Source organism: Clostridium vitabionis (assembly GCF_015351765.1).
Taxonomy (GTDB): domain Bacteria; phylum Bacillota; class Clostridia; order Lachnospirales; family Lachnospiraceae; genus Clostridium_R; species Clostridium_R vitabionis.
Genome location: NZ_JADKQA010000001.1, coordinates 661746 through 677208, shown reverse-complemented (window position 1 = coordinate 677208; position 15463 = coordinate 661746). Strand labels below are relative to the sequence as shown.

Here is a 15463-nt window from a genome sequence, read left to right as displayed (position 1 = left end):
TGATAAGTTCATCCGTTCTTCATCTGCTTCATGATTTCCAGCATGATATCGGACATATCTGTCAAATCCTGCCGGACAATCGCCTCGCCGACACCGTTGATGTCGAGACTTGGCTGAAAATTCTCGAGTTCCGCCTCAAAATCAATGAGTTCTTCCTTCTTTGCCATCCTGGCCTCCAAGCTTTTCTAAAACCGCCTTCAGTTCACCGACAAGATAGAGCGAGCCCGCCGCAAAGAGCAGGTCTCTCTCCCCCTTTTCCTCCTTCATCCGCAGAAATGCGTCCTCCGCCTCCGGGATCACCAGGATCTGATCCTTCCCGAAAACGGCCTCAGCTGCCGCCCGGAGCTCTTCCAGGGGGAGAGCCCGCGCGGAATGCATCTTCGTGAGGCAGACCGCGTCCGGAGCGAGGATGTCATGGATCTCCTCGAGCATCTTCCCGAACACCTTGTCGGAGGCGGCGTCAAAAATCAGGAGCTTCCGGGCGGCGTGCCGTGTTCCCGCGACAAGCGCCGCCGCCCTGGCAAATGCCCTCACCCCGTCTTCGTTATGCCCGCCGTCAAGGAAGATGCCCGGGAGGACTTCCTCCATTCTCCCCGGCCAGCGTGTTTCCGCGATTCCCCGGAGAATCGCTGCCCTTCCGATGCCGAGCATTTCCGCGGCCCGGACCGCGAGCAGCGCGTTCACCGCCTGGTAAGGGGCGGGAAATGGCACGGCGATCTCCGTATCCTCCGCGCATACCCGGGCGCGGAAGGAAATCTTCTGTCCATCGGAGGAAAACGCCTGAATCTCCTCCGCGGTGACCGGCATAGCCGGGATGCCGAGCTCGGCGGCTTTCTTCCGGATCACCGGCACAGCCTCCGGATTTGCCGCGTCAAAAACCAGCGGAACCCCTTTTCTCAGGATCCCGGCCTTCTCTCCCGCAATTTCCGGGATCGTCGTCCCGAGATACTGCATGTGGTCGAGGCTGATCGAGGTGATCACCGTGAGCTTAAGGGCCGGCGGCTCGATCGCGCTGGTCGCGTCGAGACGGCCGCCAAGGCCGGTCTCAAGGACAATCCACTCGTGCGGGTGCTCCGCCTCCAGCACAAAAAAGATCAGCATCAGATACTCGAACCAGGTGGGGATGGAGCCGAATTTCCGCTGAAATTCAGGCTCCATCGCGCGAACCCTGGAAAAAGCCCGGAGGAAATCCCTGTCCAGGCACATCTTTCCGTCAAAGACAAAGCGCTCATTGATGCGGACGAGATGCGGGGAGGTAAAGAGGGCGCAACTCATCCCCGCGCCGCGGAGAATGGCATCCAGCATCGCCGACACCGAGCCCTTGCCGTTCGTCCCGGCAATATGAATGACCTTCTGTGTCTTAGGCAGCGCGCCGAGGAGGCCGAGCATCCCGCGCAGGTCCTGCAGCGTATGCTTTTTTGTTGAAAACCGGGGAATCCGGTCGAGGTGGGCTTCCGCCGCTCTCATGGCCGGCAGGATTTCGACAGCCCCCGTATCCGGCAGGTTCTCAGGCATAAAACCAGCCTCCCTTCTGTATAATATGTCATTATATCCCGGGAGGCTGGTGAAGACAACAATATCCTGTTTTATTCTGCCGGAAGATTTCCCTCCGGGTCACTGTTTGCCCATGCGGGGTTCCAAACCGCTACCCCTCCTGATCTCCGGCGGCACGGCCGTGAACGCTGGAAAGGGCGCCCTTGAGCTTATCCGCGGCTTTCCTCCTGCGGATGCGGTGCCGGGCAATCGCCGCCCGGACGAGTTCTTTTCTCTTCTTTCGCTTTTCCGCGCCGGAATTCACGATAAAGTGATCGACAATCTTGAGCAGGGTCGGCATAACCAGAACAACGAAGCTTGCGGAGAAGATCGCCCCGCGGCCGACCAGGTGGCCGACCTCGCCGATCGCCGGAATTGAGGAGAGGAAGCTGATCGCGTAGCCGCAGACAATCAGAATGGAGCCGGAAGTCAGGATCGAGGCAAAGCTCGTCTCGGTAGACTTGATCGCCGCGTGCTTCTTGTCTTCCCCCGCCCTCCTGGCGGCGAGATAATTCTCCGTGGAGAGGATGGCGTAATCGATCGTCGCGCCCAGCTGGATACAGCTGACGACGGCGTAGCCGATGAAGATCATCGTCTTGCTGACAATATACGGGAACGCCATGTTCAGGTAGATCGCGATCATGATCGGAACCATCGTCGCGATCGGCATAACCAGCGACCGGTACGTCAGGGCGACCACCAGGAAGACGCCGATCATCGCGAGGTTATTTGCCTTGGTATAATCGACCTTCAGCACCGCCTCCATATCCTGAGTCGTCGGGGTGTTGCCCGCCAGATAGCACTCCCCGGGATAATATTTGTTGAGAAGCGCGTGCACCTCATCCGTCGCCTTGAACGCCAGGTCACTCTCCGGCTTCGTCTTGATGTAAATCATCATCCGCGTATAGCCGTTTTTGTGGAACTTGGCGGTGATGCTCTTCGGGAGGATGGATTCCGGCATCCCGTCCGGAAGATATTCCGAGAGCCCCATGACCTTCTTCACGTACGGGAGGTCGTCGAGCTCATCGCTGAGCTCCTTCTCCTTCACAGAGGAGCTGTCCGGGAAAATCGCGACCAGAAGGTTCGAGCGCCCGAACTTTTCGTCGACCTCCTGCGCGTTCTCGTAGATCGATGTGCCTGCACCGGCGCCGATCGCGTCGGAGCCGTACATAAAGTGGTTCATGTTCTGCGCCACATAGCAGGGCGCCGCGATGAGAAGGACAAACGCGAGCACATACGGGCTGATCCGGTTAACCACAACCGCAAAGCCATGGAAATTCGGCAGAAATGGTTTGTGTTCCGTCCGGTCGATCTTATCTGACCAGAGCAGGAGCAGCGTCGGCATCAGGAAGATCACCATGAGCAGGCTGCAGATAATACTCTTTGAGAGCACGATACCAAGATCGAAGCCCATCTTGAACTTCATGGACACGAGGACAATAAATCCGCAGAAGGTGGTCATTGAGCTCGCGAGAACGGTGTTCAGCGTATCCCGGAGACCGGATTTCAGCGCCGGAATCTTATCAAGCCCATTGTCCCTCTCCCGCTCATAGGCGTGGAGCAGGAACACGGAGTAGTCCATCGAGGTCGCCAGCTGCATCACGTCGGCGATGTTGTTCGTGACAAAGGAGATTGTTCCCAGGAAAATATTTGTGCCCTTGTTGATGACGATCGCGCAGCCAATAACTGTGAGGAACAGGATCGGCTCGAAATAGGAGTTCGTCGTGAACAGCAGGATCAGGAAAATCAGGACCACCGCGGTGATCAGGATCATCTTCATCTGCTTCTGGACATTTTCCTCGATAAATTTGTTGGTCGGCGACATGCCGACGATATAGCCCTTGTCGCCGATGATCTTTTCAATATCGTTGATTGCCTGGTGGGTCAGCTTGCTGGTGTCTCCCTCATCGAAGGTGACATCCATGACCGCGCAGTTGTCCTTGTAGAATTCATCAATGTCCGTATAGTTGATAAAATCCGAACCCTGATACACCTGCTGACCCGTGGTGTCGCACCAGATGACCTGGTCGACCCCTTTCACGTCTTCAAAACGGGTTTTATACTGCTTCGCCTCGTAGAGCGACACATCCTTCAGCATAATGCGCCCGGTGCCGGGATAGCCGAAAGATTTCTTCATCTCGTTGATGGCGATCGTGGAATCACATTCATCCGGAAGATAGCTGGTCAGGTCATAATTTACGCCGACAAAGGGAATGCAGATCAGATTGAATACCACAAGGACAAGCACAATCTTCGAGATGATCCCGTTATGATCAACGATAAAATCCGCGAAATTGCCGTGCTTATGCTTCTTCTCCCCGCCGGCGGGATCCGCCCCCTCCGGTTTCTTTTTTCTGAACTTCCCGAAAAGTCCCATCGTTTAGCCCCTCTTTCTGTCAGGTGAAGAAGTTCTTGATCGCCTCAAAGATCATTTTGAAAATATTGGCAATCCTGGTAAATGGCGAATCCTTGGCATCCTCCGTCTCCTGATCCGAAATATCGGTTGCCTCACTTTCGTCGTCGATCTCCTCCGTCCTCATGATGATCTGCAGGCTCTTCGGCTCCGGGTTGGAATCGGAGGTGAAGGAAACCTTGAGGGCGTCGGGATCAATATTCAGGAAATTGGTTTCGTTCTCGATATCATCCAGCTGGTTATCAATCTGCTGCTTCATCGTGTCCGAGGCTTCCCGGACGCCGCCGATATCATTCAGCGTGGTCATTGTCTTATTCAGCGTCCCCTGGATCGCGTCGAGGCTCTTCTTCGTCCCGGCATTCAGGTCGTCGCCGGCGGCAATGCAGGTATCATTGATCTTGCTGAGCACGGCATGCGTTCCGCCGAGCGCGGTGGTCAGGCGGTTCATCAGCTCCTCGGTGTCGCTTAAGGAATCCAGCATCGAGGGCACATAATTGTCTACCGTGCTGATCATCATTTTCCCGTCGTCCAGCAGGTAGTTTACCTGATCCGTCGCGCCCTTGAGCTCATTGACCACATCCGCCGTGCGTCCGGCAACTGTAGCCGCATTGCCCAGGGCGGTGTTGATCTGGCTGATCGCGTCGTCCAGCTTCTCGTCCGCGTCACCCGCACTCTCCAGGATGCTGTCGACATCAGCGGTCATCTTCTGGATCTTCTGCGGATACGCAGAGTCGAGCTCCTTGAGCCGGTCCTCCGCCTGCTTCTTCGCAAGCTCCAACTCCTGCAGATCCCGCTGGGCATTTTCCGGGCCTACCAGCTCCGCGGCACTTGCCATGATCTTCTGCTGCGCCTGCTGCTTCGCGTTCTGGAACTGGAACGCTTTACTGTTCTGAAGCTGCTGGTTCAAGTCGGCGAGACGCTGCTTGACCGCTTTGTTCTGCTCCTTCCCCTTCTTGATATCCTCCTTGAGCTGTGCCTGGAGCTGGTTAATCTCATTGATGATCTCCCGGACTTCCTGGACACTCTTCTCCCGCTCGGCATCGCTCACGGTATTGGAGGAAATATTGCCGCTCGCCCGGCTCAGCGCATTGCCGAGCCTGCCCAGCTTCGGATAGAGGTCATCCAGCGAATCCTGGAGATCGCCCATCGTCGAGGACATCGTATCCGCGTCCGCGTTGATGTCCATCACGGCATCCCTTGCCGTCTCCAGGTAGGGAATCACGACATTCGTCTGATCGATCGCCGACTGCATCTCGTTGAGAGCCTCTGTCGAGAGCCCCTCGATCTCATGGCGGCTGCCATTGACCGTGTTCCGTGCGGACTGGAGATCTTGGGCACCGCTCTGGGCTACCTGGACATCACTCTTCATCGCCTCCATGGACTTCATGAGATCAGTCATGCTGTCAAAGAGGTCATCGCCGGCGTCGCGGAAACGATCCTTCGCCTCATTGAGGCTCTTGATCCGGTCCAGGTCGCTCAGCGTGCCGGGAACCATCGCGATGTAGATGCCCGAGCAGCTGAAATCATCGGTTCCCAGGCGGACGGTGAAGTTCCCGTCCTCACCGGGCAGCGCCATAAACATTACACCGGTTGTGCTTCCCATGTTCTGCGTCTGGGAACCGGGAGCGTCCACGCTGTAGCATTTGCCCATGTCAACCGGGACAATGACGGTCAGGATCATATTATTCTGATAATATTCCTTCGCCTGGGTGTTATGCACCGCGTTCACATCGATCTCAATAAGGCCGGAGGCGTGATTCAGCTTCGAGGCGTCCGCCGGCTGGCCGTTCAGCTTGTAGCTGACATCGACATTCCAGGGGAGCTGCACCGCGTTGTTGTCAATCGATCCTTCATAATAGAAGCGGTTTGTCCCCTCCGGGACATTCCAGGTGACGGTATCGCCGTTCACCTCCGGCTCCGTATTATCCGTCATGTTGGTGATCTTGGAATAATAGCCGTGATCCGTGAACTGCGTGAGGCCGTTCATGCCGACACTCTTGACGACACTTGTGCTCGTCGATACGCCATAGTAGTCCGCGTTGACATACATGGTCTCATCGACCTCCACCTGCGGCGCGTCTGCCCTGGCCGGGATGGCCATACTTCCCGCCGCAGTCACCAGCGCCATGGAAAATGCGGCCGCCCTCGCGGCCAGGCTGTGAACTCTGTTCATATCTTCTCCCTCCGATCAGCGGAATAATTCAACCATGATGTAATCCCTGCCGTCCACCGTTTTTTCGGCAATTCCGGCATAGCGGTAATAGGAAGCCCGCCTTCTGGCGTCCTTCTCATCTTCCCCGAACCGGGTCTCCAGCCTGTCCGCCGCCGAGCTTCCGTCCGAAAGCCCATGGAAATAAATTTCCAGGTGTCTCCGGCTCCTAAAGCTGCTCCCGATATTCTTCAGGTAATCCTCCACCTTTCCCTCCCCGGGAATGGCGGAAGCGGAATACCCGTTCCGGATCGCGAGATCCAGCCGGTGCTCCGCCACTTTCTGGAGCAGGCCGTCGAACTCGAAGGATTTTCTCCGATCGTAGCTATAGAGGGCATGTTCCCCGCGGTCATAGTCATTCTGGTCGCTGTCCTCGAGATCGACGTCATCGTTCGCCTCCTGGCGGAGGTTATTCAGCGCATCGGCGATCTCCTGCTGGTTATCGCTGAAAAAATCGATCCGGTAGGCGCCTCCGCCCTGGTTCTTGAGCTGCCGGACCCGGTTCAGGCTCCCGTCCGACCGGAAGCTGTAGACCGCCTCGTCCGTCGTGAGGTCAGCCCGCCGCATGGATCCGTCACCTTCCATATAATACCAGAACCCGTCCACCTCTGTCCATCCGGTGGCCATCGCCCCCGAATCCCGGAGGTAGTACCAGGTGGGATCCTGATACAGCCACCTGGTCCGCATAACGCCGTCGCTTCCAAGATAATACCAGCTGCCGTCCTTCTGCTGCCAGCCGGTGAGCCGCTCCCCGTTCTCCGTGAGAACCCAGTCATTCCCGGCTCTCTGCCACTCCGAAGCCGCCGCGGGAAATGCCATCATGAACGCGCAAGCCGCGCCGGCCAGAACCGCCCGACAAATCAGACGGTTGTGCGGATATTTTCCAGACTTCATTATCTTCCCCTCCCCGTGCGGCCGGAATTCTCCCGGATCTTGATCTGTTACCGTTCGGATCCCATATCGAACGAGCCTTTGCCTCGCTCGATGCCACAATCTGGAAACTCATCAAATAATTGACATCTGTCTATTTTTAAACTATAATGCATTATACTAATCGATGGCAATTTATTCAATAGATAATTGCCACCCGGTTGTATTAATTTTTTGAAACCCTGCCGTGCATGCCGGGAGCAGAATTGCCGCTGCGGCGTTTTTGCGCGCGATACCGGCTTTGCTCATGGCGCCGTCGGCGCTGGAAAATGGCGGGGAAGAAAGGAAGCCTTTATGCCGAACGCATCAGATTCCACCAATCGTGCGGGGCGCGCCCGCGCAAAAACGGCCAGTGTTGACCGTCGTGTCAGAAAAACGAAAAAGGCCCTGCAGGACTGTCTGATCCGGCTGCTAAAGACGAAAAAACTGCAGGATATCACCGTCCGGGAAATCTCCGAGATGGCTGACATCAACCGCGGCACCTTCTATCTTCATTATAAGGATGTCTACGACCTGGTCAGCCAGATTGAAAATGAATTTGCCGATAAATTTGATCAGATTCTCCAGCATTACAGCGCGGAGGAGCTGACCGAAAATCCCTCCCTCTTTTTCAATGAATTTTATCCCTTTATCATTGAGAACCGCGAGCTGATCACCGCGCTGTTCAGCGAGAACGGGAGCCTGAATTTTGAAAACCGGGTCAAGACCATGATCGGAAACCAGGCTCTCCACAAGTGGATGAATGCGCAGGGCAACCTGGACAATACTTTTCTCGCGCCGTTCTTCGCCTACATGGTGTCCGGCTGCGTCGGCCTTATCCATTACTGGCTGGACTCCGGCATGAAAGAAACCCCGCAGGAAATGTCCGCGATGACAAGCGCATTTATCTCCAAAGGTTTGCATGCGCTCCAGTAGAAGCGGGAAATCGAGGCCTGACGTTCCCGCAAAAGTGCATAATCTTTTTCTTCCTGTCTCCGCCTGCCTGCGCAGTTTTCTGCCCCGCTCCTGGGGGATATTGATCAAATTGCCGTATTCGCAGGCGGCTGCTCCCGGAGAAACGGTCAAAAGGCCGAATGCATGAATAATATCGATGATTTGTAAAAATCAATATATTTGCATTTCCTATAAATTGTGCTATTTTAAAGGTGTTCCAGGAAACAGAGATTTATGAATAAATCAAGAGGAATAAGGGAGGCATTTCTATGAGAAAAGATTTCAGATATAATCCGGATGCGGTAGATTACGGTGCGCTTCAGGCCCAGGCCATCGCGGAGATCGATGTCATGATCCAGAGCTTTGGCGATAAGTTCAGAAGAAACTTCCGCCGTAAAGACAGACAGGGGAAATAAAACAGGACAAGGAAACCGGATAAATTCTTCTCAAAGAGAGGGCCAGCGCCATGAGGCGCTGGCCCTTTCTTTCGCAGAGCACTTATACGATCTGATTGCCAATCGCCGCCACCCATTTCCTGGATAGCGGCGATTTTTCTCACAAAATCATCGATAACCCGATCCTGTTTTTCTCCCGGTCCACCTTGATCACCTTCACCTCGACGATATCCCCGACCTTCACGACATCGAGCGGGTGCTTCACAAACCTGCCTTTTGCCATCTGGGAAATGTGCACCAGCCCGTCATGGTGGACGCCGATATCGACAAAGGCGCCGAAATCCACGATGTTCCGGACTGTCCCGCGGAGAACCATCCCCTCCTTCAGGTCGCCGATCTCCAGGACATCGCTCCGGAGGATCGGCTCCGGCATATCCTTCCGGGGATCCCGCCCCGGCTCCTTGAGCTCGCGGAGAATATCCCGCAGCGTCGGCTCACCGATGCCCAGTTTTTCCGCGGTCTTCTTCGGGTCAGTGATCCGAAGGTCCGCTGGCGCCTGAAAAAATGCCCGCTCCGTCATCCCGGCCTCGCGGATCAATTCCTTCGCCGCGGCATAGCTCTCGGGATGAACACCGGTGCGGTCAAGCGGTTCCTTCCCGCCGGAGATCCGGAGGAAGCCTGCGCACTGTTCAAATGCCTTGGGACCAAGCTTCGGCACCTTGAGCAGCTGCCGGCGGGTGTCGAACCGGCCATTTTCCTCCCGGTAACGCACAATATTCTTCGCGATCACCGGGCTTATGCCGGAAACATAACGGAGCAGCGCCTCAGACGCGGTATTCAGGTCAACGCCGACCCGGTTCACGCAGTCCTCCACCACACTCGTTAAGGCTTCACCCAGCTTTTTCTGGTTCATGTCGTGCTGGTACTGGCCGACGCCGATGGCCTTCGGGTCAATCTTTACAAGCTCAGCCAGCGGATCCTGCACCCGCCTTGCCATGGAAGCCGCGCCCCTTCCCTCGACGTCAAGCTCCGGCAGCTCCTCCGCCGCAAGCTCACTCGCCGAGTAGACCGAGGCCCCGGCTTCATTAGTAATCACATAGGAAATCTTCTCCGGGACTTCCTTCAGGAGGTCAACAATGATCTTCTCCGATTCCCGGGAGGCAGTGCCGTTGCCGAGCGCAATCAGGGTGACGTGGTAGGTCCTGATCCAGCGCAGAACCAGCTTTTTCGCCGCCTCAAGCTTCGCCGGATTCGCTTTCCTTCCGGACGACGGGGCTGTCGGATAAACTACTGCCGTGTCCAGCACCCGGCCGGTGGGGTCAACCACCGCAAGCTTGCACCCGTTCGCGAATCCCGGATCCCAGCCGAGCACGGTATGCCCGGCAATCGGCGGCTGCATCAGGACCTGGGCAAGATTCTGCCGGAACACCCTGATCGCGCCGTCCTCCGCCTGCTCGGTCAGCGCATTCCGGATCTCCCGCTCAATCGACGGCAGAATCAGCCGTTTCAGGGCGTCCGCCGCTGCTGCCCGGAGGAAGGGCGCGCTCACCGGATTGTCCCGCCGGAGCACCCGCCGCTCCAGCCAGTCTTTCTCCTGTTCCTCATCCGCCTCGATCCGAACCGTGAGAAATTTCTCTTTCTCTCCCCGGTTGACGGCGAGAACTCGGTGGCCGGCGATCCTCTTCACCGGCTCCTGGAAATGGTAGTACATCTCATAGGCAGAGGACGCCACCGGATCCTTCGCCTCTGATTCCAGGATCCCGTGATTCCAGACAAAATCCCGGATGCCCTTGCGGTAATCCGCATTGTCCGAAATCTGCTCGGCGATAATATCCGACGCGCCGGCGAGCGCCTGCTCCGCATCGGCGACGCCTTTCTTCTCCGAGATATACGCCTTCGCGGATTCCGCGAGCGGGACATTTGTATGAGGCGCCAGGATCAGCTTCGCGAGCGGCAAAAGCCCCTTCTCCTCCGCGATCAACGCCCTCGTCCTGCGCTTCGGCCGGTAGGGCCGGTACAGATCCTCCAGTGCGACCATCGTCACCGCCCTGTCCAGATCCCGGGCAAGCTCCGGGGTCATTTTCCCCTGGGCTGTAACCGCCGCTCGGATCTGCTCCCTGCGCGCCTCCAGATTCCGGAGATAGTCCAGCCTCTCCGACAGGAGGCGCAGCTGCGTATCATCCAGCGAGCCGTGCTTTTCCTTACGGTAGCGTGCAATGAAAGGAATCGTGCATCCCTCATCGATCAGCTGGATCACCGCCTCCACCTGCCATGGCGCGATATTCATCTCCCCCGCGATTGTCTCTGCGATATTCATAGAAATAATCTCCAAAATTCTCACGATAAAAGTATGTTCCCGCTTATCTGTCTTCCCTTCTTCTCCGGAAACTGTGCCCCTTATCCTGATACATGTTGAAATCTGCCTTCGTGAGCAGCGCGTCGAAATCGGTCAGTTTTCCGCGGATGGACGCATATCCGATCGCCATGCTGATCCCGTTGTTGACCGCGCTCTCCCGCATGTGGCGGATCAGCAGGCGGATATCCCTGTCCTCCAGATCTTCGGTCACAACGACAAACTCATCCCCGCCGGTGCGGAAGACACAGTCCTTGCCCGCGCACTCCCCGAGGATCCTGGCTGTCTCGCTGATCAGCATATCACCGGCGTGATGGCCCTGGGTATCGTTCGTGTTTTTAAGCCCATTCAGGTCGATGGAAATTACCCCGAGCACGCCGTCCCCCTGCCATTCCCGGATCCGGTGCTCCAATGCCCGTCGGTTGCCGGCACCGGTCAGCTGGTCGATCATGCTCTGCCGCTCCAGTTCCCTGAGGCTGTTCCTGTTGCGGACCATCGCGGCGATAAAGTCCGTCAGGGTCAGATACAGTACGCTCAATGTCCGGAAGCTCTCCTCCGACGGATTGATAACCAGCGTAAAGCCCTCGGTCTGGTTCTGCAAAAGCAGCTGTCCGGAGACAAAGCTCCGAACCCCATGAATCCGAAGGGAAAAATACGGATATTCTTTCTGGAACGCTTCCATATCACTGACCATGACCAGCCGTTCGGCAGCAAACTTTGTATACAATACCCGGAGTTCTGTCCTCGGGATGCTCTGCAGTTCTTCTTTCAGTGGAATCACGCCAGGTGCGGTCCATTCGTAAGTCGCACTGACCGTATGGTCGTCGCGCTCCTCAAAAATCAGAAACCGCTCAGGCTTCATTTCCCTTGCAATACTCGCGACCGTCCTCTCTATCCCCTTCTCGGGATCAGCCTCAAGGATACCGCTGGATATGGCCTCATTTGCCCGCAGTTCCTGATAGAGCAGCCCATGATCCTCTGCTATAGTATCCAGATATTCATTCATATTAAAGGCAATGGTAATCTTCAGCGTGCGCTTCTCCCATACGGTCAGGAATGAGCGGACGATCTGGTTCTCCCCGGTTTTGTGGTTCATGTGCGTTCCTGAAAATGCACGATCCATCCTGAGCATCAGGTTCGGGCAGTCCCGGCAAGGCGCATCAAACCCTTCCAGATCCTGATAACAGCGACGTCCCTTAAGGCTAACGCCAGCGCCAATTCCGATATCCTTCCGTGCATGCTGGTTCAGGTAGACCAGCTCATACGTCTTCGGGTCGCTGATGATGACGCGCTCCGGGACAGAATCCAACACCTCGCGGCTGATATAAATGCGGTCTGCCGTGTAAGGCTTATCCCCATACGCCTCCTTTTCCGCGCTGCTCAGCCTCCGGATCAGAAGCTGCAGCATCTCGTCCAGGCTCATCACTTCCGAGCCGTACGCGATCGCGTGCGTCAGCACAGGGATGGTCTGGAGCCCCAGCTGCCTCCACAGAAGCGGAAGTATCCCCGCAACCGCCGCGATCTTCTCGCCGATCTTTCCCGCGTTCTCCCTCCGGCAGAAGCATAGGAAGCAGCAGAGTCCGATCCGCGCGGCCGCCCACCCGTAAGCCAGCGAAGACCTCAGCGCGGATGAAATCTTCATCAGGATTTCTTTCGCGTTCTCCTTGCTGTCCTGCAGCACCTCAGCATAAGCAGGAACATCAATCAGGAGCCCGACATAATCCACATGGTTCACGCGATACTGGTCTGCATAGAGCAAGCCTGCCTCAATCGCGCCCCGGAAGCTGAGGAAACCGGTCTCATGATCGGTAAGTCCCAGCCGGGATTCCTCATCCCTGCCTTCCGGATCATCTCTGCTCACCATGTTGAGGGTTCCCGCAATTTCCTTCTCCTGATACCAGGGGACGCGCGCAATCCGAATGTCCCGGATTCGTCCTTCCGAGAGCACCAGCTCCTCTGTCGCATCGCCAGGCTTCCCGCCGGGCACTGCTTTCGGATCAGGCGCACCTGCCTCCGCGATATTCAAGCGCCTGCCGATCTCCTCCTCCGTCTTTCCCAGGAGCTTTGTTTCCTCCTGGAATCCGCTATTCTCAAGGAACTTCCTGCTCACGCCCAGAATGCGGCCGTCCCTGTCCTTCCAGAAAAAAGAATACGGGGAATCGCTGCGGAGCGCCCGGAAGAGGCTGCTCTCCGCCAGCATTTCCGGCCGGACAGTATCTGGCCTGGATATGCCGAAAGACCGGCAAAACTCCGGAAGAAGAGTATCCCGGTCACTCTTTCGTTCCCAGAGATCTTCCTGCTCACAGAGCAGGATAGTCTTCGCTGCGCTCTTGTAGATCATGAGTGCTCTGAGCACCGTCCACCGGTAATTCCCGTCCGCTGCCCGGATGCGAATAACCTCCGTCGGCGCAGTGCCTTCACTTTTTCCTGTTCCGGTCTCCAGATGTTCAAAGCAGATAAATGAAGCAAACCGTTCCCTGTCTTCGGGGTAAACCAGCTGATCAGAGAAAAATCTGAGAAATGCCCCGGGCTCATGGGGAACCCTGTCCGGATTCAGTTCCGGATGGCTGGATCGGAGAACCCGGATTTCCTCATTTCTGCGGTCAATCAGGTAAAATCCCGCATATAACTGGTACATATTGCGCAGCGTCTGGTCGAGCATATTTGCCTGACGGATCGCCGCGTTATTGCTGATGTTATAGATATGCGCCTCTCCGACCCAGTATCGTTCATCCCCGGCAATCCAGCGGACACTCACCCGCATATATTGCCCATTATCCGTATAACCCAGGGTTTCTTCAACCTTTGACTTCAGCGCGCTCTGGAGAAGCTGCTGGAAACTTTCGCGGAACGGATAGCCTGTGTCCATCAGGTTAGCATTTGCCTCTGCCATATCCTGCGTCCCGGTACTCCTGAGCTCCCGCTTGTAGGCATCATTTTCCATAAGGAACGTGATATTCTTTCCGTCAAAGCTGAACAGCGCCGTCGGGGAATCCGAAATCACATTGACGCTTTCCGCGGCATTCATCAGATGGGCTTCCTCCGGCTGCTCCAGCTGCATATTCCTGCCAAGAATAAAGGAAAAGGTGTCTTCATACATCATCGGCTGCCCGTAATAGAATCCCTGGATCCGCCCGCAGCCGATCTTTTTCAGGAAGTCGACCTGCTCCCGCGTTTCCACTCCCTCCGCAAGCGTCTGCACGCCCAGCATCCTTGCCATCGTCACAACCGAGGTGATGATCTGCCGGCTTCGGTCATCAAAGTGGCTGAAAAATCCCATGTCAACCTTGATGACATCAAAATGATAGTTGTGAAGGGAATTCAGCGAAGAGTATTCGCTCCCGAAATCATCCATCCACACCTGGTAGCCCGCTTCCTGAAACTGCTGGACTGTCCTGGACATATTCAAGTGGTTCCGGAACATCACCCGCTCGGTGATCTCAAAGCAGAGCACGGTTCTCGGGATCCGGTAAGAGTTCACCGTCTTCTCGATCGTATCGATCGGATTCGCGACATCAAAATCATAGGCGGAAAGGTTCATGGAGACGGAGACCAGCGGCAGGCCGTTGTTCATCCGATCGCGGACAAGCCTTGCTACCTGTTCCAGGACATACCGGTCAAGACGGTTGATGAGCTGGGCATCCTCCAGCACCGGGATAAAGGTCTGCGGATAAATCATTCCGAGCACGGGATCTTCCCAGCGCGCAAGCGCTTCAAATCCGCAGATTTTCCCGGTCAGGGTCCGGATGAGGGGCTGGAAATACACTTTGATATAATGCTTTTCCAGTGCTTCATTAAAATGACGCAGGACATAGGCCTTCCGGGTAAAATTCTCACCCATCGAAGGCTGGTAGACCGCGATGCTCCGGTTTCCATCCGTCTTGATACTGTCACAGGCAATCTTCGCCCAGTCAAAGGCATGCAGCAGGTCGTCCAGGGTATCTTCTTCCCTTGGCATATAGATGCCGACCTTCAACCGGATCCCGTCATCATTGATAAAGGCGTTCACCTCGCTGCAGACATGCTCCAGCTTCGCCTCCAGATCATCCGGCGGCAGAAGCGCGTTGAAATGATCCGCCGTCAGATGGCCGATCAGGGCGCCGGGAAAATATCCGGTGAGAACATCAGCGATTTTCCTGAGGCACAGGTCTCCCTGGTGCACGCCGTAAAGCCGGTTGTATTCTTTAAAGCTGGTCAGGTCAAGGGAGACCGGGCAGAGGGCGCGCACCGAGGGAAGCGCCCTCTGCTCCGTTGCCTGTTTCCGCGCCTCCTCAAAGAAATCATGCGCGCCCAAAACGCCGGTTTTATCCAGACCTCTCCGATCACTTGCGATCTGCTCCGCCGAAAAAAGCAGGAGCACATACGCCCGCCCGAAGGGGGTATCCCTCAGGGAACCCACGCCTTCCGCCTTCCGGAAGTGCCCTTTCTTCGTCCGGTACTGGAACGAGAGCGGGAAATGTTCCGGATGACCATCCGCCATCTCCGCGAGAGGCCGGTAATCCTCCTCTTCCATGAGGCTCCGGAAGCCGGATGAGACAAAGGAGAGAAAATCCTCCGCATCCGCACATTCATAGAGGGACGCGGCCTTCCCGTTGGCGAAGACGACCTTCTCCGTCCCGTCGGCAAGGATGATGCAGACTCCTCCCTCGATCATGTCAAAATATTGATGGCACTGCTCCCGCAGGCGATCCTCTTCC

9 protein-coding genes are annotated in these 15463 nt (G+C 56.3%); 2 read left to right on the top strand and 7 right to left on the bottom strand.

Annotated elements, in window-relative coordinates:
- Window positions 1–8: 8 nt before the first annotated feature.
- The 5 genes from ISF27_RS02850 to ISF27_RS02830 form a co-directional block, all read right to left on the bottom strand.
- Window positions 9–167 (bottom strand): hypothetical protein, encoded by a 159-nt coding sequence (locus ISF27_RS02850; protein ID WP_194608909.1) that lies wholly within the window; start codon window positions 165–167, stop codon window positions 9–11.
- The gene (locus ISF27_RS02845; RefSeq protein WP_194608907.1) at window positions 142–1515 is read right to left on the bottom strand and encodes a bifunctional folylpolyglutamate synthase/dihydrofolate synthase; all 1374 of its coding nucleotides are present in this window, start codon (window positions 1513–1515) and stop codon (window positions 142–144) included. The genes ISF27_RS02850 and ISF27_RS02845 overlap by 26 nt, the downstream gene beginning before the upstream one ends.
- A 130-nt stretch (window positions 1516–1645) precedes the next feature.
- Window positions 1646–3910 (bottom strand): efflux RND transporter permease subunit, encoded by a 2265-nt coding sequence (locus ISF27_RS02840; RefSeq protein WP_194608905.1) that lies wholly within the window; start codon window positions 3908–3910, stop codon window positions 1646–1648.
- Window positions 3911–3929: 19 nt separating this feature from the next.
- On the bottom strand, window positions 3930–6119 hold the full coding sequence (locus ISF27_RS02835; RefSeq protein WP_235985995.1) for a coiled-coil domain-containing protein: 2190 nt from the start codon (window positions 6117–6119) through the stop codon (window positions 3930–3932).
- Window positions 6120–6134: 15 nt separating this feature from the next.
- Window positions 6135–7049, bottom strand: coding sequence for a hypothetical protein (locus ISF27_RS02830; protein WP_194608903.1), 915 nt, complete (start codon window positions 7047–7049; stop codon window positions 6135–6137).
- A 330-nt stretch (window positions 7050–7379) separates the two neighbouring features.
- Here ISF27_RS02830 and ISF27_RS02825 point away from each other — a divergent pair, with 330 nt between their 5' ends.
- Window positions 7380–8000: a TetR/AcrR family transcriptional regulator gene (locus tag ISF27_RS02825; RefSeq protein ID WP_194608901.1), complete on the top strand. Its 621-nt coding sequence runs from the start codon at window positions 7380–7382 to the stop codon at window positions 7998–8000.
- Window positions 8001–8287: 287 nt separating this feature from the next.
- Window positions 8288–8434, top strand: a complete 147-nt coding sequence (locus ISF27_RS02820) for a hypothetical protein (protein ID WP_194608899.1) — start codon at window positions 8288–8290, stop codon at window positions 8432–8434.
- A gap of 139 nt (window positions 8435–8573) precedes the next feature.
- Here ISF27_RS02820 and ISF27_RS02815 read toward each other — a convergent pair whose 3' ends face one another.
- Both ISF27_RS02815 and ISF27_RS02810 read right to left on the bottom strand, forming a co-directional pair.
- Window positions 8574–10730, bottom strand: a complete 2157-nt coding sequence (locus ISF27_RS02815) for a Tex family protein (RefSeq protein ID WP_194608897.1) — start codon at window positions 10728–10730, stop codon at window positions 8574–8576.
- Between the two features lie 43 nt (window positions 10731–10773).
- Complete coding sequence (locus ISF27_RS02810; RefSeq protein ID WP_194608894.1) at window positions 10774–15420, bottom strand: EAL domain-containing protein; 4647 nt, start codon at window positions 15418–15420, stop codon at window positions 10774–10776.
- Window positions 15421–15463 lie beyond the last annotated feature (43 nt).